This window comes from Streptomyces sp. NPDC038707, from assembly GCF_040636485.1.
Taxonomy (GTDB): Bacteria; Actinomycetota; Actinomycetes; order Streptomycetales; family Streptomycetaceae; genus Streptomyces.
Map to the genome: position 1 here is coordinate 243,101 of NZ_JBEZUP010000008.1, position 24,375 is coordinate 267,475.

A 24,375-nucleotide genomic window follows, 5' to 3' on the forward strand; every position below is an offset into this window, starting at 1 on the left:
AACGCGTTCCCGGTGCGCGGGGCGCTGTCGGTGCCGTGCGGCATGATGCGTGCGTGACCGGACGACTCATGCTTCTCGACACCGCCTCGCTCTACTTCCGCGCCTACTTCGGCGTCCCGGACTCGGTGCGCGCGCCGGACGGCACGCCCGTCAACGCGGTGCGCGGGCTGCTCGACTTCATCGACCGGCTGGTCAAGGACCACCGGCCGGATCACCTGGTGGCCTGCATGGACGCCGACTGGCGCCCGCAGTGGCGGGTGGAGCTGATCCCCGGCTACAAGGCGCACCGGGTCGCCGAGGAGCACACCGGCGCGCCGGACGCGGAGGAGGTCCCGGACACGCTCGCCCCGCAGGTGCCGGTGATCGAGGAGGTGCTCGACGCGCTCGGCATCGCCCGCGTGGGCGTCGCTGGGTACGAGGCGGACGACGTGATCGGCACGTTCACCGCGCGGGCCCGGGGTCCGGTCGACATCGTCACCGGCGACCGCGATCTGTACCAGCTGGTGGACGACGGGCGCGGGGTCAGGGTGCTGTATCCGCTCAAGGGCGTCGGCACGCTCCAGGTGACCGACGAGGCGGTGCTGCGCGAGAAGTATGGCGTCGACGGGCGCGGGTACGCGGATCTGGCGCTGCTGCGCGGCGACCCCAGCGACGGCCTGCCGGGCGTGGCCGGGATCGGCGAGAAGACGGCCGCCAAGCTGCTCGCCGAGTTCGGCGACCTGGCCGGGATCATGGCGGCGGTCGACGACCCGGGGGCGAAGCTGACGCCGTCGCAGCGCAAGCGGCTGACCGAGGCCCGGCCGTATCTCGCGGTCGCGCCGAAGGTGGTGCGGGTCGCCGACGACGTGCCCCTGCCGGAGGTCGGCACGGCCGTGCCGCGCGCGCCGCGCGACCCGGCGGCCCTGGCCGGCCTGGCCCGGCGCTGGGGCCTGGGCGGCTCACTGGAACGCCTGCTGACCACGCTGGCGAGCTGAGCCGGCAAGGCCGCCGAACCGCTTCGGGCGGGCGCCGGGCGAAAGGTTCCGGCAAAAGACTCCCATCGGCAGCTCACAAGAGGGGTGTTGACTCAGCGGAGGTGCTAACTTAGGTAAACCTAACCAATCCGCAGGAGGCCGTCATGGCAGAGCGCCCGGGACGAAAGCCGCGCAAGCCCCACACCGCCCAGGTCGTACGCACCGAACGGCTGACCCCGCACATGCAGCGTGTGGTGCTCGGCGGCGCGGGTCTCGCCGAGTTCGCCGCGGACACCTGCACCGACCACTACGTGAAGCTCCTGTTCGGCGCCGCCGGCGTCACCTACCCCGAGCCCTTCGACCTGGAGCGGATCCGCGCCGAGTTCCCGCGCGAGCAGTGGCCGGTGACCCGGACGTACACCGTGCGCGACTGGGACGCCGGGCGCGGCGAGCTGACCCTGGACTTCGTCATCCACGGCGACGAGGGCCTGGCCGGCCCCTGGGCCGCCCGCGTACAGCCGGGCGAGACCGTGCGCTTCATGGGCCCCGGCGGCGCGTACGCGCCCGACCCGGAGGCCGACTGGCATCTGCTCGCCGGCGACGAGAGCGCGCTGCCGGCGATCGCCCGCGCCCTGGAGACGCTCCCCGCCGGCGCCCGCGCGCACGCCTTCGTCGAGGTCTCCGGGCCCGAGGAGGAGCAGAAGATCGACACGGGCGTGCGGGTCGTCTGGCTGCACCGCGGCGACCGGCCGGTGGGCGAGGCCCTGCTGGAGGCCGTGCGCGGGCTGGAGTTCCCGCAGGGCCGGGTGCACGCCTTCGTGCACGGCGAGGCGGGCGTGGTCAAGGAACTGCGCCGGCTGCTGCGGATCGAGCGCCAGATCCCGCGCGAGGACCTGTCGATCTCCGGCTACTGGCGTCTGGGTCACAACGAGGACGGCTGGCAGGCCTCCAAGCGCGAGTGGAACGCCCGGGTGGAGGCCGAGCAGGAGGGCGGCACGGCGGCGACCGCGGCCTGAGGGAGCGGGACCCTCGTCAGCGACACGGCCCGGCACCTGAGCCGGCCGGCCAGGCACCGGCCAGTCGGCACCTCCACGAGGTGCCGCCGCCTTCCCATGTCTCCGTGCACCCACCGCGAGGTGCCGCCGCTGTCACCGGCCCAGCGCCGCGTGCGCCGGACCGGGGCCTACGCGCTCGCCGGGGACGCGCGGCACGTCACCCCGGACCGAGCCCGCCGGCTCAGTCCGCCCGCACCCGCCCGTGGAAGTGCATGTCGTGCCAGCCGTCCGGGTGCTGGAGGGCGCTGCGCTTGGTGCCCTCCAGGGCGAAACCGGCCTTGGCGGCGACCCGGCAGGACGCCTCGTTGGCGGTGGAGTGGAAGAGTTCGAGGCGGTGGAAGCCGATCTCCTCGAAGGCCCAGTGGGACAGGGCGGCGGCGGCCCGGGCGGCGACACCCTGGCCCCGCGCCCGCGCCACCGTCCAGTACGCCACCTCGGCCACGCCGTCACCGAGCAGTATCTGCCGCAGCGCGACCCGGCCCCGCAGTTCGTCCGTCCGCTCCTCCACGACGGCCCACTGGGCCTCCCTCTCCCCCGCCCAGGACGCCTGCCACTGCGCGATCCAGCCGGCGGCCTCCTCCTCGGAGTCGCAGGCCCTCAGGTGCCACTGGTGCATCGCCGGGTCCTGGAAGGCGGCGTGCACGGCTGGCGCGTCCTCGGCCCGCCAGGGGCGCAGGACCAGGCCGTCGGCGGCGGGAAGGGTGGGCTGCGGAACACGCGCGAGGGCGCCGGCGCCGAGGACCGGCTGGGTGAGGAAGGGCATGATCCACATCCTGCCGGGTCCACGTCCTGAGCCCCAACCCGTTTCCGACCACCCCCGGGTGACCACGCCACCGCCCCCTTGACGCCGCCCCTCCCCCACCCCGGCCGTACCCTTGACGCCGATGAGTCGCCGTACGCCGCCCCCGCCCGCCCCGCTCCCCCAACGCGACGGGGTCGACCCCGTACGGGTACGGCTGCCCTTCGCCGGGACCTGGGCCACCGTGCGGGAGCATCTGGTGGAGCGGCTCACGGGGGCCGGTCCCGGCATGGTGGAGTCGATGTTCGCCGCGGGCCAGGTGGTCGGCGCCGACGGACGGGCCGTACCGCCGGACGCCCCCTACCGGCCGGGGATGTACGTCTGGTTCCACCGCGAACCGCCCGCCGAGGTCCCGGTGCCGTTCCCCGTGGAGGTGGTGTACCGGGACGAGCACATCGTGGTGGCCGACAAGCCGCACTTCCTGGCCACCACCCCGCGCGGCTCGCATGTCACCCAGACCGCCCTGGCCCGGCTCCGGCACGAACTGGGCCTCCCGGCGCTGACCGCGGCGCACCGCCTGGACCGGCTCACCGCGGGACTGGTGCTGTTCACCGTGCGGCCCGAGGAACGCGGCGCGTACCAGACCCTGTTCCGGGACCGGCGGGTACGCAAGGAGTACGAGGCCGTCGCCCCCTACGACCCCTCGCTCGCCCTGCCCCGCACCGTGCGCAGCCGGATCCTGAAGGAGCGCGGGGTGCCGGCCGCCCGGGAGGTCGCCGGCGAGCCGAACGCGGAGACCCATGTGGAGCGGGCCGGGCACCGGGCCGGGCTGGGCCGGTACCGCCTGGTCCCGACGACCGGCCAGACCCACCAGCTCCGCGTGCACCTGGCGTCGCTGGGCGTGCCCATCCTCGGCGATCCGCTGTATCCCGAGGTGACCGCCCCGGTGCCGCCCGGCGACTTCCGGCGCCCGCTGCAACTGCTGGCCCGGCGGCTGGAGTTCACCGACCCGGTCACCGGCGCGCACCACGCCTTCACCAGCGGCCGTGAGCTGGGCGCCTGGACGTCGTACGCCGACTGGTCGGGCGAACCCCTGCCGCCCGGCTGACACCGGACACGGTCCGGGCCCGGCCGTGCCCGCCCCCGGGAACGGCCGGGGACCGTCAGCCGCCGTGCCACCAGCGCAGGAGCCGCTGCCACAGGCCACGGGGGCGGTCCGGTCCGGGGGCCGGAGGGACGGGTTCCGGCGCGGCCGGGGGCCGGCCGGCCCCCGGCCGGGGTTCGGTGCCCGGCTGGGGTTCGGCGGCCGGGGCCGGGTCGCTGCTCAGCGTGCCGACCTGCCAGCCGGAGCGCTGCGGCGGCACCGGCATGGCCCGCGGCGGCAGGTCCACGTCCTGCTGCGGCTTCGGTTCGAAGCGCACCGGCAGGGCCACCAGGTGCCGGGAGGCGATGGACGAGCGCCAGCGCAGGTCCTCCTCGGCGCAGTCGAGCTGGATGTCGGACAGCCGGGTCAGCAGCGCGTCCACACCGACGTCGGCGATGGCACGGCCGATGTCCTGGCCGGGACACTCGTGCGGGCCGCCGCCGAAGGCGAGGTGGGAACGGTTGCCCTGCATGCTCTCCGAGGGGTCGGGCCGCACCCGCGGGTCGACGTTGCCGGGGGCGGGTGCGAACAGCAGCCCGTCGCCCTTGCGGATGCGCCGGCCGCCCAGTTCGGTGTCCTGCTTGGCGAAGTAGCCGAACACCGTGCTGAACGGCGGCTCGTCCCAGAGGGACTGCTCGATCGCCTCGGGCACGGTCATCTGGCCGCCGTTGAGCTGGGCCCGGAAGCCCGGCTCGGTGAGGACCATGCGCAGCGCGTTGGCGAGGAGGTTCGCCGTCGCCTCGTAGGCGGCGAACAGGACGAGCCGCAGGTGTTCGCGGACCTCGTCGTCGGTCAGCCCGGCCGGGTGGCCGATGAGGTGACTGGTGAAGTCGTCCTCGGGCCGGGTGCGCCGCCGGGTGGTGAGCCGGCTGAGCGCGTCCATGACGTAGGCGTGGCTCTGGATGGCGGTCTCGGTGCCCTTCAGGGCGTCCCGCGCGGCCTGCACCATCCGGTCGTTGTACTCCTCGGGCATGCCGAGGATCTCGCACATCACCGCCATCGGCAGATGCTCGGCGAACTGGGACACCAGGTCCGCCCGCCCGCGCTCGCAGAACCCGTTGACCAGGGCCTGGGTGTGGCGTCCGATGTGCCGGCGGACGCTGCGGTGGTCGATGGTGGCCATGGCCGCGGTGACCGCGTCGCGCAGCCGCTCGTGCTCGGCGCCCTCGGCGTGCGAGCAGATGGGCTGCCAGGCGATGTGCGGCATGAGCGGATGGTCCGGCTTGACCCGGCCGTCCTTCAGCGGGGTCCAGATCCGGCTGTCCCGGGTGTACTGCGAGGGGCTGCGCACCAGTTGCAGGTTCTCGGCGTGCCCGAGCACCACCCACATGGGTACGTCGTCGTGGAGCAGCACGGGGGCCACCGGGCCGTGTTGTTCGCGCAGGCGTTCGTAGAGACCGGCGAGGTCCTCGGCGTCGGGGCCGTAGAGCCGCCGCGGTTCCCCGGCACCGAGGCCGTGGGCGGGGCAGCCCGGTGGCGGGGTGAGGGGATCCGTACCGGTCAGGGAGGGGGATTCAGAGGTCACGGTGGTGTCGCTCCGGAGCGGATGGGGTGGGTGGGCCGGCGGCGGGTCAGGTGAGGGCGCCGGACAGGGCGAGGGAGTGCAGGAAGCGGGTGAGGGTCAGCAGCACGTCCTTGCTGGAGGCCCGGCGGCGCACGTCGCACTCGACGATCGGGACCTCCGGGCCCAGGTCCAGGGCGGTACGCAGTTCCTCGACCGGGTAACGGGGCGCGTCCGGGAAGGAGTTGACGGCGACGACGAAGGGCACGCCGCGTTCCTCCAGCCGGCCCATGACGTCGAAGCTGACCTCCAGGCGCCGGGTGTCGACCAGGACGACCGCGCCGAGGGCCCCCTCGAACAGGCCGTTCCACAGGAACCAGAACCGCTCCTGGCCGGGGGTGCCGAAGAGATAGAGCACCAGTTCCTCGGTGATCTGGATGCGGCCGAAGTCCATGGCCACGGTGGTGGCCGTCTTGGATTCCGAGCCGTAGTCGTCGTCCACGCCGATGCCGGCCTGGGTCATGGTCTCCTCGGTGGTCAGCGGCCTGATCTCGCTGACGGAGCCGACCATGGTGGTCTTGCCGACGCCGAACCCGCCCACGATCACGATCTTCACCGCTGCCTGCGCCGTGTGCGGCAGATGATCCTCGGTGCGCGGTCCGGGGATCGTGTCAGAGCCTTTGAAGTCCATGCATCACCGCTTCGAGGAGGGAACGGTCGAAAGCCGACTGGCGGACGATCGGGGCGCGGGCCTGCACCAGTTCCGCCTGGATCAGCTCGGTGATCAGTACGGTCATCGCGCTGAACGGCAGTTGGAGATAGGCCGAGAGCTCGGCCATGGACAGGGGGGCGGCGCACAGCCGGAGCACCGCCGCCACCTCCGGGGAGGCGGACAGCGGGGGCGCCGAGCGGGCCACGATCAGGGTCACCAGGTCGAGTTCCGCGCGCTTGCCGTCCGCCGATCCGGCGATGGTGTAGAGCCGCTCGGGGTTGCCGGGTCTGTCCGCACCGCCCGCCGGCTTCGCGACCGGCACCGGCCGCGGCGACGGGTGCGGCGGCCGGCGCCGTTTGCGTCGTGGAGGGGTCATACGGTCTGCCCGTTCCGCCGGGGCGGACTGGTGAGGTGGGCGCCGAGCCGGACGACGAGGTCGCGCATCATGCCGCTCATCCGGCCCGGTTCGCAGGTGACGTCCGCGAGCACGGCGAGGTAGGCGTTGGGGCCGGCGTTCATCAGGTAGAAGTAGCCGCCCTCGATCTCGAAGACCACGAGCTTCATGTCGCCGGCGCCCGGCAGTTCCTGGATGATGGCGCCGGCCAGGCTCTGCACGCCCGCGCAGGCGGCTGCGACCCGGTCGGCGGCGTCGGGCTCGCCGCCGTAGCGGGCGATGCGCAGTCCGTCGGCGGACAGGACCACGATCATCTCGATACCCGGTACGCCGTCGTTGAGCTGCTTGAGCATCCAGTCCAGGTTCGCTCGCTGCTGGATCACTTGAGGTCCCCCTCGTCGTCGGCCTCGGTGACGCCCTGGGCGTATTCGGCCGGATCTTTGAGCAGATGCAGGTACTTGGTCGGGTTGCGGGTGAAGTCGGTCAGCTCGGGGCCGGTGGCGTCCGGGGGCATGCCCTCCCTGAGGCCCTTCCAGAAGGCCTCGATCCCGGAGCCGATCGGCCGGTCCATGAGCTTCCTGCGCTCGGGGTCGATCTCGGGCTCGGGTTCCGGTTCGGACCGGGTCTGGGACCAGATGGTGGGCCTGCCCTCGCGCTCGGCGCGCTCGATGGCCGCCTGCTCCGCGATCCGCTGGCTGAGCGGGGTCTTCACCCGGCTGCGGCGCTGCGGCAGCCCGGTCGCGGTCCACTCGGTGACCTCCGGAATGTCGTCCTCCAGGGAGATTCCGGCGGGGATCTTGGGGCTGGTGGGGCGACGCGTCTTCGGCGGGCGCTTGGGACCTTCCACGGCACCGAGTTCGGGCTTGGGGATACCGGTGGCACCGATGCCGTGGGCGACGCCGACACCGGGCTCGGTGGTCGTCATGACGCGCGGCACGATGAGGATGGCGCGGACGCCGCCGTAGGCGGAGGAGCGCAGCGAGACCTCCATGTCGAACTGCTTGCACAGCCGGCCGACGACGGCGAGGCCGAGGCGCGGGTTCTCACCGAGGTTGTCCGCGTCGTCGAGGTTCCTGGCGTCCTCGATCGCCTTCTCGATCCGGGCCCGGGACTCCTCGCTGAGGCTGACGCCCGCGTCCTCGATCTCGATGGCGATGCCGGCCTGCACCTCGGAGGCGGTGACGTGCACCTTGGTGGTCGGCGGCGAGTACCGGGTGGCGTTGTCCAGGAGTTCGGCGGCGGCGTGGATGACCGGCTCGACCGCGGTGCCCTTGATGTTGATGTTGACGATGGAGCTCAGCTCGATGCGACGGTACTCCAGGATGCGGGACATCGCGCCGCGCAGCGTGCTGTAGAGGGAGACCGGCAGCGGCCACTGGCGGCCGGGCCGGCCGCCGCCGAGGACGGAGATGGTGTCGGCGAGGCGGCCGATCAGCGAGGTGCCGTGGTCGATGCGCAGCAGGTCGTCGAAGACCTCGGGGTTGCGCCCGTGGTCCTCCTCCATCTCCCGCAGCTCCTTGGCCTGCTGGTGGACGATGGCCTGGACACGGCGGGCGATGCTGACGTACGAGCGCTCGGTGGCGTCGCGCATCGAGATCTCGTGGTCGGCGCCGGTCAGCGCGACGCGTACCAGTTCGCGGTAGCCGTCGGGCAGGCCGCGCAGTTCGGGGTCCTCGTCGAAGACGTAGCGCACGGTGTCGCGGAGCGCCTCGCCCCGGCGCAGCCGGATGAAGCCGAGGGGCAGGACGTTGTGGGCGAAGTGGTCCATCAGGTGGTGGTGCAGCGCGATCTGCTGCTGCAGCTGCGCGGCGTGCCGGGAGTGTTCGGCCTGCGCCTCGCGCAGCAGCCGGCCGCGCCGGGCGGCCTCCCCGGCCGTGCCGAGGACCAGCAGCACGGCCAGCGCTCCGCACACGCCGACGGCCACGCGGGCCGCGGGCGGTACCAGGGCGACGGCGGCTCCGGCCGCCGCGGCCATCACTATGGCCGGCGGCAACAGCACGCGCGCATAGGGCCGTTCACGGCGACCGCGAGGCTTCTGAACACTCACCATGGATGCCTTCTGTAACGAATCGGCTGGGTGTCGGGGGGAGCTTGCTGGGGAAGGTATGAGGAACTGTCGGGATGTACTGCACATAGGGGAACAGACGCGCGAATTCCCTCAACTCGGTGCGTCGCGGGCGAGCTTAGTCCGACCAGATCAACGTCGTGTCATCTTCGGCAAGCACGTGAAATGGCCTCCGCGAGAGGAGTACGCTCGACTCCTTCCGCACACTGCGCTGTCATTCGCACACTGACAGTATCTGTGCACACGCGTGCGATTGTCACTCACCGTAACGAGTGAAAAAGCGGTCGAGGCCGCACCCGGAAGGGTGCGGCCTCGGTTTCTCCCCGCGAACGGTCAGCGCCGTCCCGGGGCGGATCAGCCCACGGACGAGTAGGCCACCACGCCCCGCAACAGCTGGTCGACGGCCTTGCGGGCGGCCTTGGCCACGGTCGAGTCCTCCGCGGGCGCGGCGGCGGAGATCTGCCCGAGGACGTCGATGACCTGCTTGCACCAGCGCACGAAGTCACCGGCCGGCATGTCCGCCTCACGCAGCACCTCGTCGAGCCCCTTGCCGGAGGCCCACATATAGGCGGCCCAGGCGAAGCCGAGGTCGGGCTCGCGCTGGCCGACGCCCTCCGTCTGGCTGATCCGGAACTCCTCCTCCAGGGCGTCGAGCCGGCCCCAGATCCGGACCATCTCGCCGAGTGCCGCCTTGGCCTTGCCCGAGGGCAGCTTGGGCGCCATGGCGTCGTCACCGACCCGTGCCTCGTACACCAGCGCCGAGACGCAGGCGGCGAGTTCGGCCGGGCTCAGCCCCTCCCAGACCCGCTCCCGCAGGCACTCGCTGGCCAGCAGGTCGAGTTCGCCGTACAGCCGCGCGAGCCGCTTTCCGTGCTCGGTGACCTCGTCGCCCCGCAGGTAGTCCAGCTCGGTCAGCAGCGCCACGATCCGGTCGAAGGTGCGCGCGATGGTGTTCGTACGGCCCTCGATGCGCCGCTCCAGCTGTGAGGTGTCGCGCAGCAGCCGGTGGTAGCGCTCGGCCCAGCGGGCGTGGTCCTCACGGTCGTTGCAGCCGTGGCAGGGGTGTGCCCGGATCGCCGTGCGCAGCCGCGCGATCTCGCGGTCGTCGGCGGCCTGCGACCGCTTCTTGCGGGCCCGCTCCGGCGGGATGTGCCCGGCCTTGGTGCGCAGCGCGGAGGCGAGGTCCCGGCGGGACTGCGGCGAGCGCGGGTTGAAGGACTTCGGGATCCGCATCCGGTCCAGCGGCTCGACCGGCACCGGGAAGTCCATCGTCGCCAGCCGTTTGACCTGCCGTTCGGCGGTCAGCACCAGCGGGCGCGGCCCGTCGTGGTGGTCGAAGCCGCGGTGCCCGTTGGAGCGGCCCGCGGGCAGACCCGGGTCCAGCACCAGCGCGAGGCCCGCGTACTTGCCCGTGGGCACGTGGATGACATCGCCCGGCTTCAGCTTCTCCAGGGCGACGGTGGCCTCCGCCCGGCGCTGCGCGACCCCCTGCCGGGCCAGCTCGGTCTCCCGGTCCTTCAGCTCCCGGCGCAGTCGCGCGTACTCCTCGAAGTCGCCGAGGTGGCAGGTCATGGAGGCCTTGTAACCGGCCAGGCCCTCCTCGTTGCGCTGCACCTGGCGGGAGATCCCGACGACCGACTTGTCCGCCTGGAACTGCGCGAAGGACGTCTCCAGCAGTTCGCGCGAGCGGTGCCGCCCGAACTGCTCGACCAGGTTGACCGCCATGTTGTACGACGGCTTGAAGCTGGAGCGCAGCGGGTACGTGCGCGTGCCCGCGAGACCGGCCAGGTGCTCGGGGCTCATGCCGCGCTGCCACAGCACCACGGCGTGGCCCTCGACGTCGATGCCCCGGCGGCCAGCACGGCCGGTGAGCTGGGTGTACTCGCCGGGCGTGATGTCGGCGTGCTGCTCGCCGTTCCACTTGACGAGCTTCTCCAGCACGACCGAGCGGGCGGGCATGTTGATGCCGAGCGCGAGGGTCTCGGTGGCGAACACCGCCTTGACCAGGCCGCGGACGAACAGCTCCTCCACGACCTCCTTGAAGGTCGGCAGCATGCCCGCGTGGTGGGCGGCGATGCCCCGCTCCAGGCCCTCCAGCCATTCGTAGTAGCCGAGGACGTGCAGGTCCTCGGAGGCGATGTGGGCGGTGCGCTCCTCGACCAGGGCGCGGACCTGTTCCCGCGCCTCCTCGTCGTTGAGCCTCAGGCCCGCGTACAGGCACTGCTGGACGGCGGCCTCGCAGGCGGCGCGGCTGAAGATGAAGGTGATGGCCGGGAGCAGGCCCTCGGAGTCCAGGCGCTCGATGACCTCGGGACGGCCCGGCGTCCACACCCGCGAACGCTGTCTGCGCTCCCGCTCCCGGTCGGCCTCGCGCATCGCCCGGCCGCGCCTGCGGTCCTGGTACGACGGTCTGGTGGCCTCCATGCGGGCCAGGCGCACCAGGTCGGGGTTGACGGCCTTCTTGTGGCCCTCGCCCTCCTCGAACAGGTCGTACATCCGCCGTCCGGCGAGCACGTGCTGGAACAGCGGCACGGGCCGGTGCTCGGAGACGATCACCTCGGTGTCACCGCGGACGGTGTCCAGCCAGTCACCGAACTCCTCCGCGTTGGAGACGGTCGCGGAGAGCGAGACCAGCGTCACCGACTCGGGGAGGTGGATGATCACCTCCTCCCAGACGGCGCCGCGGAAGCGGTCGGAGAGGTAGTGCACCTCGTCCATGACCACGTAGCCGAGGCCGAGGAGGGTCTGGGAGCCCGCGTAGAGCATGTTCCTCAGCACCTCGGTGGTCATCACGACCACCGGGGCGTCGGAATTCACGCTGTTGTCGCCGGTGAGCAGGCCGACCTTCGCGGCGCCGTAGCGACGGCACAGGTCGGCGTACTTCTGGTTCGACAGCGCCTTGATGGGTGTCGTGTAGAAGCACTTCTTGCCCTGCGTCAGGGCGAGGTGGACGGCGAACTCGCCCACGATCGTCTTGCCCGAGCCGGTGGGGGCGGCCACCAGTACGCCCTTCCCCGCTTCGAGTGCCTGACATGCCTCGATCTGGAAGGGGTCGAGGCCGAAGTCGTACATCTCGCGGAAGGGGGCGAGCGCGGTGGCCTGCTCGGCTGCCCGCCTGCGGGCTGCCGCGTACCGCTCGGCCGGTGAGAGATCCTCTGTCATCGTACTTTCGAGCGTACCGGGCCCCACTGACAGCAGGACGATCATTATCCGGATCCCGGTCGGAGACCAGGGACGGGAGCGGCCGGCACCCGGCAGGCGGCGGGACGGTGGAGGCCGCCGGAACGGACGGATGCCCCCGCCCCCGGGACGGAGCCAGGGGGCGGGGGCATCGCGTGCGGTGCCTCGGTGGGGGGCGGCCGTTTACGTCACGTCGTCGTAGCCGTTGACCCGGTCGGTGGTGTTCGTCTGCTCGGGCACTGCGCGGGCGGCGGAGACCGGCTCGGCCTCGCCGATGTCCTCGGGCGTCAGGTCCAGCTCGGCGGCCTCGTCGTCGGCGGGCCCCTCGGCGTCGCGCCGGCGCCTGCGCTGGTCGTTGAGGAGGGAGAACGCGACCGCCGCGAAGTACAGCACCCAGATCGGCCCGGCGAGGGCCAGCATCGACAGCGGATCGGTGCTCGGGGTGGCCACGGCCGCGAAGACCGTGATGCCCAGGATCATGGCCCGCCACCAGCTCAGCATGCGCCTGCCCGTCAGCACCCCGGTGAGGTTCAGCATGATCAGCAGCAGCGGCAGCTCGAAGGAGAGACCGAAGACGATCACCATGCGGGTGACCAGCTGGAGCAGATCGTCGAGCGGCAGCAGGTTCTTGATGTCGCCGTTCGGTGTGAAGTCGATCAGCACCTTGGCCGTGGTCGGCAGCAGCTTGTACGCGAAGAAGGCACCGCCGAGGAACAGCGGCACCCCGGTGAAGACGAAGGCGTAGGCGTACTTCTTCTCGTGCCGGTGCAGACCCGGCGCCACGAACGCCCAGAGCTGGAACAGCCAGATCGGCGAGGCGGCGACGACGCCGGCCATCAGCGAGACCTGGAGGGCCAGCGTGAACGGCGCGAGAAGACCGTTGATGGTGATCTCCGCGCACTGGGTCTTGCCACTGGACTTCGCCAGCTCTGCGAAGGTCTCCCGACAGCCGACCGAGTCCAGGATCGGCTCCGTCAGGAAGTTGATGATGTCGTTGTAGTAGAAGGCCGCGACGATCGTCACGATGACGATGGCCAGCATCGCCTTCGCGAGCCGGTTGCGGAGCTCACGAAGGTGATCCGCGAGAGGCATCCGCCCCTCGGGATCCTTCTCCTTCTTGCGGGCAGGCTTGAGCAACCCACGTCCTCATCTCGTGCGGCAGGCCGGGGCTTTCCGGCCTTGTGTCAGCGCTGGGCGGAATCCGTCGGCTCGTTGACCGGCCGCGAGCTGCTCACGTCGCCGGGGGCCGCCTGGATGGTGCGCTGGGCCGAGGACTGCTCGGTGGTACCGGACGCCTGGGGGGAGGTCTTGCCCTCTTCCTTCATCGCCTTGGCCTCGCTCTTGAGGATGCGGGCGGACTTGCCGAGCGAGCGCGCCATGTCCGGAAGCTTCTTCGCGCCGAACAGCAGGATGATGACGACGAGGATCAGAATGATCTCGGGAGCTCCGATTTTTCCACCGAACATGAATCTATACCTTCTCACCGAGGCGGCTGGGTGGGGTGCTGTCCGACCAGTCGGACATGTGTCCGATGGTCGTGCTGGCAGCGATCGTAACGCTCAGGGGTAAACGTGAGGCAATCCCCGTGCGTACTCCCGGTCCACGGTGCGGGCCTCGTTCTCCGCACCGCGATCAGCAGGGTACCTTTCCGACAGGGCAGCATGACAGGGCGAAGCGACTCAAATCGCTTGTATCACTGGTCTCACCGCCACCGTCCGGCGCGGCTCACAACGTGTCGACGGCGCGGGCCGCGCTCACGGTCGCCCGCTCCAGGTCCTCGGCGGCCCGGTTGATGCGGCGGGCCGAGTCCGTCACCTGCTGTCCGAGGAGCCGCGCCGCCACGAACACCCGGACGGCGAGCACCCCCAGGACGGCGAGACCCAGGAACCCCATGGCTACGGCGAACATCGGCCAGAACATGACGACGAGACTAGACGGTCCGCCACCCCGGTCCGCACCCGGCCGTGCGGTGGCCGGCACCGGGCCGCTCACTCCCCGGCACCGGTCCGGTCACGCGGCGGTCGTCTCCCCCGGGACGCCACCCGCCGCACGGTGATCGGCCGGTCACCGGCCGGCCGCCGCCGCACCGCGGACACCCTCGCGCGCGGACGCCGCCCGCTACACCCTGGAGTGCAGCCGCAGCGTCCTGACCCCGCCCCCGGTGAGCAGTTCCACGATCCGCTCCCCGGCCGGTTTGCGGACCGCGGCGCCGCAGTCCGGGCAGGTGAAGGAGTAGAACGTCGTCCGGCTGCTGGCGCCGATGGCGAGCCGCAGCGCGCTCGCGGCGAGTTCGAAGCGGCCCCGGCAGTCCGGGCAGCCGGCCTTGAACACCACGGGGGCCGCCCTTCGCATCCCCGCGAAGGCCGTCGCCACCGTCATCTCACCCGCACCGGATTCCGGAGACTCGCTCACAGGCCCTCGCTCCCTTTTCCTCTGGTAGCAGCCGAATCCTCTGGTCGCAGCTGATCACACCTGGTCGTTCCCGGTCAGGGCCACAAGACCCCGGTTCCCCACGGCCGTACGGCCCCCGTCCCGGAGACCGCCCGGCCCCCGCGCCTACGGCACCCGCACCGCGCCGGCGGGAACGTCGTACGCCGCCAGGGCCTCCCGGGCGGCCCGGCGGGCGCTTTCCGCCAGCTCGGGCGGCGAGACGATCCGGCCGTCACGGCCGAGCCGCAGCGCCAGCCGGCGCAGGGAGGCCGGATCGGGGGTGCGCAGGGTGATGCGCAGCCCGCCGTCGGCAAGCTCGTCGGCGCTGTCGTGCGGGTAGTACTCGGCGACCCAGCGACCGCCGGGGCCGACCTCGACCACGACCTCCGGGTCCTCGGCGGCGGGCTGCACCAGCCCCTCGGAGAGGTCGCGCAGTTCTATCTCGGGCGGCGCCGCGGGCGCGTCGAGGATCTTGATCTCGGCGACCCGGTCCAGCCGGAAGGTGCGCCGGGCCTCGGAGCGGCGGCACCACGCCTCCACATAGGTGTGGCCGACGCTGACCAGCCGGATGGGGTCGATCTCGCGCTCGGTGACCTCGTCGCGGGCCGGTGAGTAGTAGCGGATCCACAGCCGGCGGCGCTCGGAGATGGCCCGGTCGACGTCGGCGAAGACACCGCCCTCGGACTCGAAGGTCACCGACAGCCGGGAGCTGGCGCCGGCGGCCTCGCCGGCCGCGGCCTCCACCTTGGCGGTGGCCCGCAGCAGGGCCTGGCGGTCGCTCTCCCGCAGGCCGGGCAGCGTGGCGACCGCGCGGGCGGCGACCAGCAGGGCGGTGGCCTCGTCGGCGGCCAGCCGGAGCGGCTCGGCCGCCTCCTCGCCGAGCGCGGCCGGATTGTGCCACCAGATGCGCTCGCCGTCGGTGTCGATGTCCAGCAGATCGCCGCCGCGGAAGCTGGTGCCGCACATGGGCAGCACGTCGAGGTCGGCGACCAGTTCGTCCTCGCTGATCCCGAAGGCCCGCGCGACGTCGGCGATCCGGGCGCCCGGACGCTCGCGCAGATACGTCACCAGGGAGAGCATCCGCCGGGTCTGGTCGATCGCGTTGCCGGTCCTGGCCGGTCTGCCTGCCACTGTCCCGCTCCCCCTCAGCCCTTGGCCACGGCGCGCAGCCGGTCCACCACGTCGGCCCGCAGCTCGGCCGGCTCCAGGACCACCACGTCCGGCCCGAACTCCACCAGCCACGCGTCCAGTCCGTGCCCGTACGGAATCTCCAACTCGTCCCAGCCGTCACCCAGTTCCCGGACCTTGACGGCCTTCGCCCGAAGGGGGTAACCGGCGCCGGAACGCAGCCGGATCAGCGCCGAACGGTCGGCGATCTCGCCGGCCCAGCTCGCGACGGTCTCGCGCACGGTGACGACGTCCGGCACCGGCGCGGTGAAGCCCGTTCCACGGGAGCGGACCTTGCCGGTGATCCGGGACAGCCGGAACACGCGTTCGGCGCCCCGGTCCCGGTCGAAGCCGGCCAGGTACCAGTGGCCGCGCCAGCACTCCAGCGCCCAGGGCTCGACGTGCCGGGGCTCGGGGCGGGCGGCGGTGGCCTTGCGGTAGTCGAAGACGACCGGGCGGCGGTCGCGGCAGGCCAGCATCAGCGGTTCGAAGGCGGCCTCGTGCACCGGGATGCGCGGCTCCAGGGCGCTGTGCGCCCCGTACGGGTCGACGTCCTCGGGGAGCCCGGCGGCGCGCAGCTTCTGCAGGGCTCCGCTGGCCGCGCCGGCCAGCCGGGCCTGCTGCCAGACCTTGGCGGCGAGGCCGAGGGCGGCGGCCTCCTCGGCGTCCAGGGTGATGGGGGGCAAGCGGTTGCTGTCCCGGCGGGCGAGATACCCGGTCTCGCCGTCGAGGTTCTCCACGGTCTCGATGACCAGTCCCAGCTCTCGCAGGTCGTCCTTGTCCCGCTCGAACATGCGGTTGAAGGAGTCGTCGGAGCCCGCTTCCAGATAGGCCTCGATGGACTCGCGCAGCTCGCGCTTGCTGAGCGGCCGGCGTGCGCCGAGCAGACACAGCGCGAGGTTCATCAGCCGCTCGGCCTTGGCAATGGCCATCGACGCCCTTCGCCTTCCCTATGGTGCTTCCGACCGATGACCGTACCGCTCCACGGGGCGTCGGCAAAAGCCGAGGGCCCATGCCCGGCGGGCATGGGCCCCAGGTGATCACGTCCGGTGCGGCCCGGACGCCCTGGCGTGGATCAGACGCCGAGGAGGTCCACCACGAAGATGAGCGTCTCGCCGGCCTTGATCGCCGGGGTCGGGCTCTGGTTGCCGTAGGCGAGGTGGGCCGGGATGGTCAGCTGGCGGCGGCCGCCGACCTTCATGCCCTGCACGCCGCGGTCCCAGCCCGCGATGACCCGGCCGGCACCCAGCGGGAACTTGAACGGAGTACCGCGGTTCCAGCTGGCGTCGAACTCCTCGCCGGTGCTGAAGGCAACGCCCACGTAGTGGACGGTGACCATCTGGCCCGCCTCGGCGACCGGGCCGTCGCCCTCCCAGATGTCCTTGATCTCGAGGTCCGCCGGCGGCGCGCCCTCGGGGAAGTCGATCTCGGGCTTCTCGATGTTCACGTCAAAAGCTCCTGCTTGTCTACGACACGGATCCGGGACAGTCTTTCATCCCCGGTGATCCCCCGCCCGCCGCGGGCCCCGTGCTACATGGCCGCGAGGATGTCCACCGTGAACACAAGGGTGGAGCCCTTCTTGATGGCCCCGCCGGTCGGCGGCTTGTCGCCGTAGGCCAGGCCGGGCGGAACGACGATCAGGACCCTGCTGCCCACCTTCTTGCCGGTCAGACCCTGGGCCAGGCCCTTGACCACCTCCTGCATCTGCTGCAGCGCGAACTGGCTGAGCCGGCCCGAGCCGTACGTCCGCTCGAACGTCTTGCCGCCGTCCCAGACCAGGCCCTGGAACTGGCACAGCACCGTCTGGTCGGCCTTCAGCTCCGGGCCGTCGCCCTCCAGGACGTACTGCGACACGAGCTTCTTCGGCGGGTCGGTGCTGGGCACGGTGACCTTCGGCGCCTTGCCGTCGGTGCCGGTGCCCACCTTGGGCAGGGCGGCGTCGGTCTGCGGGACCGGGGTGCCCTTGGCGGAGCTCCTGGAGTTGAACGACTCGATCAGGTCGATGACGAACACCAGCGTGTCGGTGCCCTTGATACCCGCCTGCGGATTGCCGCTCGTGCCGTAGCCCCAGGTGGGCGGGACGGCGATCTGGACCCGGCTGCCGGTCTTCTTGCCCTGGAGGGCGTACCGCCAGCCGTCGATGATGCTGCCCCGGGCGAGCTGCATGACCAGCGGCCGCTTGCGGTCGTAGGAGTTGTCGAAGACCTTGCCGGTGTCCCAGATCTGGCCCAGGTAGTCCGCCCGGATGAAGTCGTTCTCCGCGACCGTCCGCCCGCCGCCCGCGATCAGCGTCCGGACCGCGAGGTTCTTCGACGGGGCGCCCGCCCCCTTGGCGACCGTCGGCTTCTCGCCGAACTTCCTGCCCGCCGTGATCGCCGGCAGCGGCCCCTCCACGATCCTGGGCGGGGGCGCGGCGGACGCGGAGGCCGACGGCGAGGCGTCGGCGCTGCTGGAGGCGGACGAGTCGTCACCACACCCGGCGAGCGTGACCAGTCCTGCGGGTACGGCGGCGAGGAGAAGCGAGCGTCGGCGCACGGAGAGCCTCGTAATCGGTCGGTTCTGCGGATGGCGTGCGCGCAACTCTACGGCTCGAGAAGGGCGCCGCACGGAAAACGTGCGGCGCCCGTGTCGCGTTCCCGCATGCCACGGCCGGGCGGGCACTCCGCCCGGGTTCCGCTACATGCCGGCGATCAGCTTCTCCACCCGGTCGTCCACCGAACGGAACGGGTCCTTGCACAGGACGGTGCGCTGCGCCTGGTCGTTGAGCTTCAGGTGCACCCAGTCGACCGTGAAGTCCCGGCGCTGTTCCTGCGCCCGCCGGATGAAGTCGCCGCGCAGCCGGGCCCGAGTGGTCTGCGGGGGCACCGACTTGCCCTCGAAGATCTTCAAGTCGTTGCAGATCCGGGCGGCCTGGCCCTTCTTCTCCAGCAGGTAGTACAGGCCACGACGGCGGTGGATGTCGTGGTAGGCGAGGTCTATCTGGGCGACCCGCGGATGCGACATCGTCATGTTGTGCTTGGCCCGGTACCGCTCGATGAGCTTGTACTTCATGACCCAGTCGATCTCGGTCTCGACCCGGTCGAGTTCCTCGGTCTCGATGGCCTCCAGGGTGCGGCCCCACAGCTCCAGGACCTGCGCGACGGTGCCGGTGCGGATGCCCCGGCGGTCGCAGAAGTCCAGCGCCTTGTCGAAGTACTCCCGCTGCACCTCCAGCGCGGACGCCTCCCGGCCGCTGGCCAGGCGCACCTTGCGCCGGCCCGTGATGTCGTGGCTGACCTCGCGGATCGCCCGGATCGGGTTCTCCAGGGTGAGGTCGCGCATCACCGTGCCCGCCTCGATCATGCGCAGCACCAGATCGGTGGCGCCGACCTTCAGCAGCATCGTCGTCTCGGACATGTTCGAGTCGCCGACGATGACGTGCAGCCGGCGGTAGCGCTCGGCGTCCGCGTGCGGTTCGTCGCGGGTGTTGATGATGGGCCGGGAACGGGTCGTCGCCGAGGAGACGCCCTCCCAGATGTGCTCCGCGCGCTGACTGACGCAGTAGACGGCACCGCGCGGGGTCTGCAGCACCTTGCCGGCGCCGCACAGCAGCTGCCGGGTGACGAGGAAGGGGATGAGAATGTCCGCGAGCCGGGAGAACTCCCCGTGCCGGGCCACCAGGTAGTTCTCGTGGCAGCCGTACGAGTTGCCCGCCGAGTCGGTGTTGTTCTTGAAGAGGTAGACGTCGCCCGCGATTCCCTCCTCGTGCAGGCGTCGTTCCGCGTCCACCAGGAGTCCTTCGAGAATGCGCTCGCCGGCCTTGTCGTGGGTGACCAGTTCGGTCACGTTGTCACATTCGGGGGTCGCGTATTCCGGATGTGAGCCCACGTCGAGATAGAGCCGGGCGCCGTTTCGCAGAAAGACATTGCTGCTGCGGCCCCATGACACGACACGGCGGAAGAGGTACCGCGCCACCTCGTCAGGAGACAGGCGCCGCTGTCCCCTGAACGTGCACGTGACGCCGTACTCGTTCTCCAGCCCGAAAATGCGGCGGTCCATGAGGGAACATTACGCCCGATCCCCCGAGCTGAAACGGGGTTCGACGGCACGATTTGGATCATTTTCCGATGAGGCCGCGACGACATCGCCCCGCGCGGGAGCTGCCAGGACCCGTCCGGTGGCGAGCAGGACCAGCAACGACACGGCCCCCGCCACGCTCGGCAGGCCGAAGCCCCACACGGTGCCACCCGCCTGGACCACCGGCCCCGCCAGGCCGGTTCCCACCGACGCGCCCACCGTGAACGTCGTCACCAGCCAGGAGAACGCCTCGGTGACCGTGCCCCTCGGCGCGTGCCGGTCCACGATGATGAACGCGCAGGCGATGCAGGGCGCCAGGAAGACACCGGAGACCACGCTGAGCAGCACCATCCAGACCGTGCCCGGCGTCAGCGTGAGCGGCAGGTAACACACCGCCAGCGCGGCCACCAGGCCCCTCAGCCGCCGCTCGGGCGAGCCCGCCCACTGGCGGGCGCCGTAGACGGTGCCGCCGGCCAGCGCGCCCAGACCGAGCCCGGCCATCAGCCAGCCGTAGACCGCGTCGCCGCCGTGGCCGTCGGCGTACGACACCGCCGCGACCGTGATGGAGCCCAGCGCGATGCCGACGAACAGGAACGCGGCCAGCAGGGCCAGCAGACCGGGCGAGCGCAGCGCGCCCAGCCAGTGCGCCTCACGCGGGGCCGAGCGCCACGCGCGCGAGGGCGGCGAGACGACCACGGACAGGGCGCCGAGCACACCCAGCAGGTTCAGCACGAGCAGAGCGGCCCGCTCGTCCCACACCGAGACGCACAGCGTCACCAGCAGCGGGCCGACGGTGAACATCACTTCCTGCGCGATGGCGTCCATGGCGTACGCGGTGTGCACCTGCTCCTCGCGGCGCAGCACGGACGGCCACAGGGCACGCAGGCCGCCCTCCAGCGGCGGCGCGAACAGACCGGACACCGCGACGGCCGCGTAGGCCGGCGGCAGCGGGTCGACGCCGCCGAAGGCGAAGACCGTCATGGCCAGGGCGGCCAGCACGGCCGCGGGCAGCTGGACGCGCGGCTGGCCGTACAGGTCCACGAGCCGGCCCAGCACCGGCTGGCCGAGGGCGTTCGCGACGCCGTACACGGCCGCGAGGCCACCGGCCAGGCTGTAGGTGCCGCCCTCGGCGCGGACGAACAGCACCAGCGCGATGGCCGCGGTCGCGTTCGGCAGCCGGCCCACCAGCGTCCCGGCGAGCAGCCGCACCGCATGTCTCGCCCGCAGGATCTCCAGATACCCCGTGGCCATGCCCGCCTCCAAGTGTTACGTATAACTTCCCTTCTCATACGTACCATGTGCGCTGTTCACACGTCCACACGTGGTCCACACGCCCACCCGAAGGAGCACGCCCACCGTGGCACGCAGCAGCACGCGCCCGACCAGCCGGGACGTCGCCCACGCGGCCGGGGTCTCCCAGGCGGCCGTCTCCCTCGTGCTGGGCGACAAATGGCGCGGCCGGGTCTCCGAGGCCACCGCCGAACGCGTCCGCCAGGCCGCCCGCGAACTGGGCTACCGGCCCAACCTCGCCGCCCGCAACCTCCGCCTCGGCCACACCCGCACCGTCCTGCTCGTCGTCCCGGCCCTGACCACCGAGTTCTTCGCCGGCGTCTACACCGGCGCCGCCCGCGTGGCCGCCGCCCACGGCTTCGGTGTCGTCCTCTATCCCTCCCCCGAAGGCGTCGGCCCCGCCCGCGACCCCTTCGCCTCCGCACAGGCCGCCCTGGACGGCGTCATCGCCTCCTCCATGGCCGCCGACGCCCTCACCGCCATCCGCGGCGACCAGCTCCCCCTCGTCATGCTCGACAGCGACCCCGCCGGCAGCCTCGGCGCCGCCACCGTCAACCTCGACATCGCCGACGGCGTCCGCCAGGTCGCCGAGCACCTCCTCACCCTCGGCCACCGCCGGATCCTCCACCTGGCCGCCGACGTACCCTCCTGGACCTTCGAGATCCGCGCCCGGGAACTGGCCGCCCGCATGGCCGCCGCCCCCGGCACCGAGGTCCGCACCGCCCGCGCCCCGATCTCCATCGACGGCGCGCGCACCGCCACCGAGACCGCTCTCACCACCACCGGGCCCCGCCCCACCGCCATCGTCTGCGACGACGACAAACTCGCCGCCGGCGCCTACAAGGCCCTGCGCCGCCTCGGCCTGCGCATCCCCGACGACATCTCCGTCACCGGCCTCGACGACCTCGCCCTGGCCACCGCCATCGACCCCGAACTGACCACCGTACGACTCGACGCCGAACTCTTCGGCGAACGCGGCATGCACGCCCTGCTGGCCGTCCTGGACGGCCGCCGGCCGCCGAGCGGGGACATCCCCGTCCACCTCGTCGTCCGCGGCTCCACGGCCCCACCACGCACGCCCTAGAACGCCGGACGCCCCGGCCTGCGACGGCCGGGGCGTCCTCACCGCACGCGCGCGGGCGGCTCACTCCTCCTCGGAACCCTCCTCCGCGGAGCTCTCCGCCTCCGTGCTCGCACCGTCCACCGCAAGCAGCCGGTCCAGCTGCCGCCCGACGATCCGCTTGAACTTCCGCTTCTGCGGGCGCGTACGGTCCAGCACCGCCACCTCCAGCCGCTCCGCGGGGATCTCCCGCTCGCTGCCGTTGGTGTCCCGGGACAGCGCCTGCACCGCCAGCTTCAGCGCCTCCGCCAGACTCATGCCGTCGCGGTGCCGCTGGTCCAGGAAACTGCTGATCTGCTCCGGGTTGCCGCCCACCGCGAGCGAGCCGTGCTCGTCCACGATGGAACCGTCGTGCGGCAGCCGGTAGATCTGGTCGCCCTCCGGGGTCTCCCCGACCTCGGCCACCACCAGCTCCACCTCGTACGGCTTCTCGGCCGCCGAGGAGAAGATCGTGCCCAGCGTCTGCGCGTAGACGTTGGCCAGACCGCGGGCGGTGACATCGTCGCGGTCGTAGGTGTAACCCCGCAGGTCGGCGTAGCGGACACCGCCGATGCGCAGGTTCTCGTACTCGTTGTACTTCCCGGCCGCGGCGAAGCCGATCCGGTCGTAGATCTCGCTGAACTTGTGCAGCGCGCGGGACGGGTTCTCGCCGACGAACACGATGCCGTCGGCGTACTGCAGCACGACCAGGCTGCGGCCACGGGCGATGCCCTTGCGGGCGTACTCCGCCCGGTCGGCCATGGCCTGCTGGGGTGAGACATAGAACGGCGTCGACACCGGTTATCCGTCCCTTTCTGTCATGGTCACTGGATCACCTTGATAAGAACCGGGCCCGCGCTCAGAGCAGGGCGGCCTTCGGGCCGTCCGGCTCCTCCAGGCGCTTCTGGAGCACCGCGCGGGACAGCTCCGACGCCTCCTCCTCGGTGAGCCGGCGGAAGCCGTCCTCGGTGATCACGGTGATGATCGGATAGATCCGGCGGGCGACATCGGGACCACCGGTCGCCGAGTCGTCGTCAGCCGCGTCGTAGAGGGCCTGCACCACCAGTGTGGTGGCCTGCTCCTCGGTCAGGTCGTCCCGGAACAGCTTCTTCATCGCACCGCGGGCGAAGACCGAGCCCGATCCCGTCGCCGCGAAGTTGTGCTCCTCGGAACGGCCGCCCGTGACGTCGTAGGAGAAGATGCGCCCCTTCTCACGGTCCAGGTCGTACCCCGCGAACAGGGGGACCACGGCCAGGCCCTGCATGGCCATGCCGAGGTTGGACCGGATCATGGTCGACAGCCGGTTCGCCTTGCCCTCCAGCGACAGCTGGGCGCCCTCGACCTTCTCGAAGTGCTCCAGCTCCAGCTGGAAGAGCTTGACCATCTCCACGGCCAGGCCGGCGGTGCCGGCGATACCGACCGCCGAGTACTCGTCGGCCGGGAACACCTTCTCGATGTCCCGCTGGGCGATCACGTTGCCCATCGTGGCCCGGCGGTCACCGGCGAGCACCACCCCGCCGGGGAACGTCACGGCCACGATGGTCGTCCCGTGCGGCGCCTCGATCACGCCCTGCGTGGGCGGGAGCTGCCGGTTGCCGGGCAGCAGCTCGGGCTGGTGCTCGGCGAGGAAGTCCATGAACGAAGAGGATCCTGGCGTCAGGAAGGCAGCTGGTAGACGCCCGGTGCTACGAGTGTTGGCTTCCACGCGATTCCTTCCACATAAGCAGCAGCCCGCCTTATGACCTCGGGCTGATCCTTGAACTGCCCCAGTGCGGCATTGCAGCTGAAGCACAGTACGCCACGGACCCTACCCGTCTCATGGCAGTGATCCACATGCACCGGCACGGCGCTGGGACATGTACAGCAGACGCCCCCTTGAGAGGCGATCAGCTCGTCGCGCTCGGTCTCCGTGATTCCGTATCGACGCTTCAGGTGGCCCGCCCGGCCCTTGGCCGCGCGGCAGGCCTTGCAACTCGTCGACCCACCGTCGGAAGCCGTCGCAATGCGGTGCCACTCGCTGTGCGGCTTGATCTCACCGCAGCTCCGGCACAGCTTGTGCCCCTCGGGCGTCTCCACCCGCGGTCGGACCTTCCTGCCCTTGGCCAGTTGCCGGGCCTGGTGATACGCGGCCCAGCACTCCCGGCAGCAGGCCTGCAGTCCGTCGCGGGCCGCCTTGTTGCCGGCGAAGGCTGCTCGCGGCTTGCCTTGCTTGCACCGCGAGCAACGCTTCACCCCCTGTTCGTCGCTCACCTACACCCCCGAGCCCCCGAACCTTCGATTCGAAGGCAAAAGCGGTCTACTGACCACCCTTCTGAACGAATGAGCGCACGAAATCCTCCGCATTTTCCTCGAGGACGTCGTCGATCTCGTCCAAGACCGAGTCCACGTCGTCGCTCAGCTTCTCGTGCCGTTCCTTGAGGTCCTCGGAGGCCTGCGCGTCCTGCGCCTGCTCCTCGACCTCTTCGGTGGACCGGGTGGCCTTCTGCTGGCCGCCGCCGGTGTCCTTGGTCGCCATAACCTCACCCCGCTCAGTTCGCCTGCCGATCGGTGATGATCAGACCCTATAGGCCGGGTCCGACATCGGCCCCGC

General features: G+C 71.5%; 25 protein-coding genes. 4 read left to right on the forward strand and 21 right to left on the reverse strand.

The window, feature by feature from the left end; all coding sequences use genetic code 11:
• The first annotated feature begins 68 nt into the window (after positions 1-68).
• Together AB0E62_RS14280 and AB0E62_RS14285 are read left to right on the forward strand one after the other, a co-directional pair.
• Positions 69-974 (forward strand): 5'-3' exonuclease, encoded by a 906-nt coding sequence (locus AB0E62_RS14280; RefSeq protein WP_362192261.1) that lies wholly within the window; start codon positions 69-71, stop codon positions 972-974.
• Between the two features lie 143 nt (positions 975-1,117).
• A complete protein-coding gene (locus tag AB0E62_RS14285) occupies positions 1,118-1,969 on the forward strand; it encodes a siderophore-interacting protein (RefSeq protein WP_362192187.1) in 852 nt (283 codons plus the stop codon).
• Between the two features lie 220 nt (positions 1,970-2,189).
• On the opposite strand, the gene AB0E62_RS14290 is transcribed toward AB0E62_RS14285, so the two are convergent.
• A complete protein-coding gene (locus AB0E62_RS14290) occupies positions 2,190-2,771 on the reverse strand; it encodes a GNAT family N-acetyltransferase (protein ID WP_362192189.1) in 582 nt (193 codons plus the stop codon).
• A gap of 121 nt (positions 2,772-2,892) precedes the next feature.
• Between AB0E62_RS14290 and AB0E62_RS14295 the strand changes: the two genes are divergently transcribed.
• Entirely contained in the window at positions 2,893-3,855 is a 963-nt protein-coding gene (locus tag AB0E62_RS14295; protein WP_362192191.1) for a pseudouridine synthase, read from the forward strand.
• Between the two features lie 55 nt (positions 3,856-3,910).
• Here AB0E62_RS14295 and AB0E62_RS14300 read toward each other — a convergent pair whose 3' ends face one another.
• From AB0E62_RS14300 to AB0E62_RS14375, 16 genes are all read right to left on the reverse strand, one after another.
• Positions 3,911-5,416 (reverse strand): cytochrome P450, encoded by a 1,506-nt coding sequence (locus AB0E62_RS14300; protein WP_362192193.1) that lies wholly within the window; start codon positions 5,414-5,416, stop codon positions 3,911-3,913.
• A gap of 46 nt (positions 5,417-5,462) precedes the next feature.
• Positions 5,463-6,083: an ATP/GTP-binding protein gene (locus AB0E62_RS14305; RefSeq protein WP_362192195.1), complete on the reverse strand. Its 621-nt coding sequence runs from the start codon at positions 6,081-6,083 to the stop codon at positions 5,463-5,465.
• Positions 6,064-6,480, reverse strand: a complete 417-nt coding sequence (locus tag AB0E62_RS14310; protein ID WP_362192197.1) for a DUF742 domain-containing protein — start codon at positions 6,478-6,480, stop codon at positions 6,064-6,066. The genes AB0E62_RS14305 and AB0E62_RS14310 overlap by 20 nt, the downstream gene beginning before the upstream one ends.
• Entirely contained in the window at positions 6,477-6,881 is a 405-nt protein-coding gene (locus AB0E62_RS14315) for a roadblock/LC7 domain-containing protein (protein WP_362192199.1), read from the reverse strand. The genes AB0E62_RS14310 and AB0E62_RS14315 overlap by 4 nt, the downstream gene beginning before the upstream one ends.
• Positions 6,878-8,548, reverse strand: a complete 1,671-nt coding sequence (locus tag AB0E62_RS14320; RefSeq protein WP_362192201.1) for an ATP-binding protein — start codon at positions 8,546-8,548, stop codon at positions 6,878-6,880. The genes AB0E62_RS14315 and AB0E62_RS14320 overlap by 4 nt, the downstream gene beginning before the upstream one ends.
• A 369-nt stretch (positions 8,549-8,917) precedes the next feature.
• On the reverse strand, positions 8,918-11,770 hold the full coding sequence (locus tag AB0E62_RS14325; protein ID WP_362192203.1) for a DEAD/DEAH box helicase: 2,853 nt from the start codon (positions 11,768-11,770) through the stop codon (positions 8,918-8,920).
• Positions 11,771-11,926: 156 nt separating this feature from the next.
• A complete protein-coding gene (gene tatC / locus AB0E62_RS14330; protein WP_362192205.1) occupies positions 11,927-12,880 on the reverse strand; it encodes a twin-arginine translocase subunit TatC in 954 nt (317 codons plus the stop codon).
• A 47-nt stretch (positions 12,881-12,927) separates the two neighbouring features.
• Entirely contained in the window at positions 12,928-13,209 is a 282-nt protein-coding gene (gene tatA / locus AB0E62_RS14335; protein WP_362192207.1) for a Sec-independent protein translocase subunit TatA, read from the reverse strand.
• A gap of 259 nt (positions 13,210-13,468) precedes the next feature.
• Positions 13,469-13,663, reverse strand: a complete 195-nt coding sequence (locus tag AB0E62_RS14340; RefSeq protein WP_362192209.1) for a hypothetical protein — start codon at positions 13,661-13,663, stop codon at positions 13,469-13,471.
• Positions 13,664-13,861: 198 nt separating this feature from the next.
• On the reverse strand, positions 13,862-14,155 hold the full coding sequence (locus AB0E62_RS14345) for a hypothetical protein (RefSeq protein WP_362192211.1): 294 nt from the start codon (positions 14,153-14,155) through the stop codon (positions 13,862-13,864).
• 144 nt (positions 14,156-14,299) lie between these two features.
• Positions 14,300-15,304, reverse strand: coding sequence for a WYL domain-containing protein (locus AB0E62_RS14350; protein WP_362192213.1), 1,005 nt, complete (start codon positions 15,302-15,304; stop codon positions 14,300-14,302).
• 14 nt (positions 15,305-15,318) lie between these two features.
• On the reverse strand, positions 15,319-16,272 hold the full coding sequence (locus AB0E62_RS14355; RefSeq protein WP_362192215.1) for a WYL domain-containing protein: 954 nt from the start codon (positions 16,270-16,272) through the stop codon (positions 15,319-15,321).
• Positions 16,273-16,415: 143 nt separating this feature from the next.
• Positions 16,416-16,787: an FKBP-type peptidyl-prolyl cis-trans isomerase gene (locus tag AB0E62_RS14360; RefSeq protein ID WP_362192216.1), complete on the reverse strand. Its 372-nt coding sequence runs from the start codon at positions 16,785-16,787 to the stop codon at positions 16,416-16,418.
• An 83-nt stretch (positions 16,788-16,870) separates the two neighbouring features.
• Complete coding sequence (locus AB0E62_RS14365) at positions 16,871-17,875, reverse strand: FKBP-type peptidyl-prolyl cis-trans isomerase (RefSeq protein WP_362192217.1); 1,005 nt, start codon at positions 17,873-17,875, stop codon at positions 16,871-16,873.
• A 141-nt stretch (positions 17,876-18,016) separates the two neighbouring features.
• Positions 18,017-19,378 carry a Pup--protein ligase gene (gene pafA, locus AB0E62_RS14370; RefSeq protein WP_030608306.1) on the reverse strand — a complete coding sequence of 454 codons (1,362 nt, stop codon included), beginning with the start codon at positions 19,376-19,378 and terminating at the stop codon, positions 18,017-18,019.
• A gap of 9 nt (positions 19,379-19,387) precedes the next feature.
• A complete protein-coding gene (locus AB0E62_RS14375; RefSeq protein ID WP_362192219.1) occupies positions 19,388-20,647 on the reverse strand; it encodes an MFS transporter in 1,260 nt (419 codons plus the stop codon).
• Positions 20,648-20,753: 106 nt separating this feature from the next.
• Here AB0E62_RS14375 and AB0E62_RS14380 point away from each other — a divergent pair, with 106 nt between their 5' ends.
• On the forward strand, positions 20,754-21,770 hold the full coding sequence (locus tag AB0E62_RS14380) for a LacI family DNA-binding transcriptional regulator (protein ID WP_362192221.1): 1,017 nt from the start codon (positions 20,754-20,756) through the stop codon (positions 21,768-21,770).
• Positions 21,771-21,830: 60 nt separating this feature from the next.
• Here AB0E62_RS14380 and prcA read toward each other — a convergent pair whose 3' ends face one another.
• The 4 genes from prcA to AB0E62_RS14400 form a co-directional block, all read right to left on the reverse strand.
• Entirely contained in the window at positions 21,831-22,583 is a 753-nt protein-coding gene (prcA, locus tag AB0E62_RS14385) for a proteasome subunit alpha (protein WP_362192223.1), read from the reverse strand.
• Positions 22,584-22,644: 61 nt separating this feature from the next.
• A complete protein-coding gene (gene prcB / locus AB0E62_RS14390; RefSeq protein ID WP_362192225.1) occupies positions 22,645-23,490 on the reverse strand; it encodes a proteasome subunit beta in 846 nt (281 codons plus the stop codon).
• Positions 23,442-24,035 (reverse strand): endonuclease VII domain-containing protein, encoded by a 594-nt coding sequence (locus AB0E62_RS14395; protein WP_362192227.1) that lies wholly within the window; start codon positions 24,033-24,035, stop codon positions 23,442-23,444. The genes prcB and AB0E62_RS14395 overlap by 49 nt, the downstream gene beginning before the upstream one ends.
• A gap of 46 nt (positions 24,036-24,081) precedes the next feature.
• Positions 24,082-24,300, reverse strand: a complete 219-nt coding sequence (locus tag AB0E62_RS14400) for a ubiquitin-like protein Pup (RefSeq protein WP_030608326.1) — start codon at positions 24,298-24,300, stop codon at positions 24,082-24,084.
• Positions 24,301-24,375: the final 75 nt, after the last annotated feature.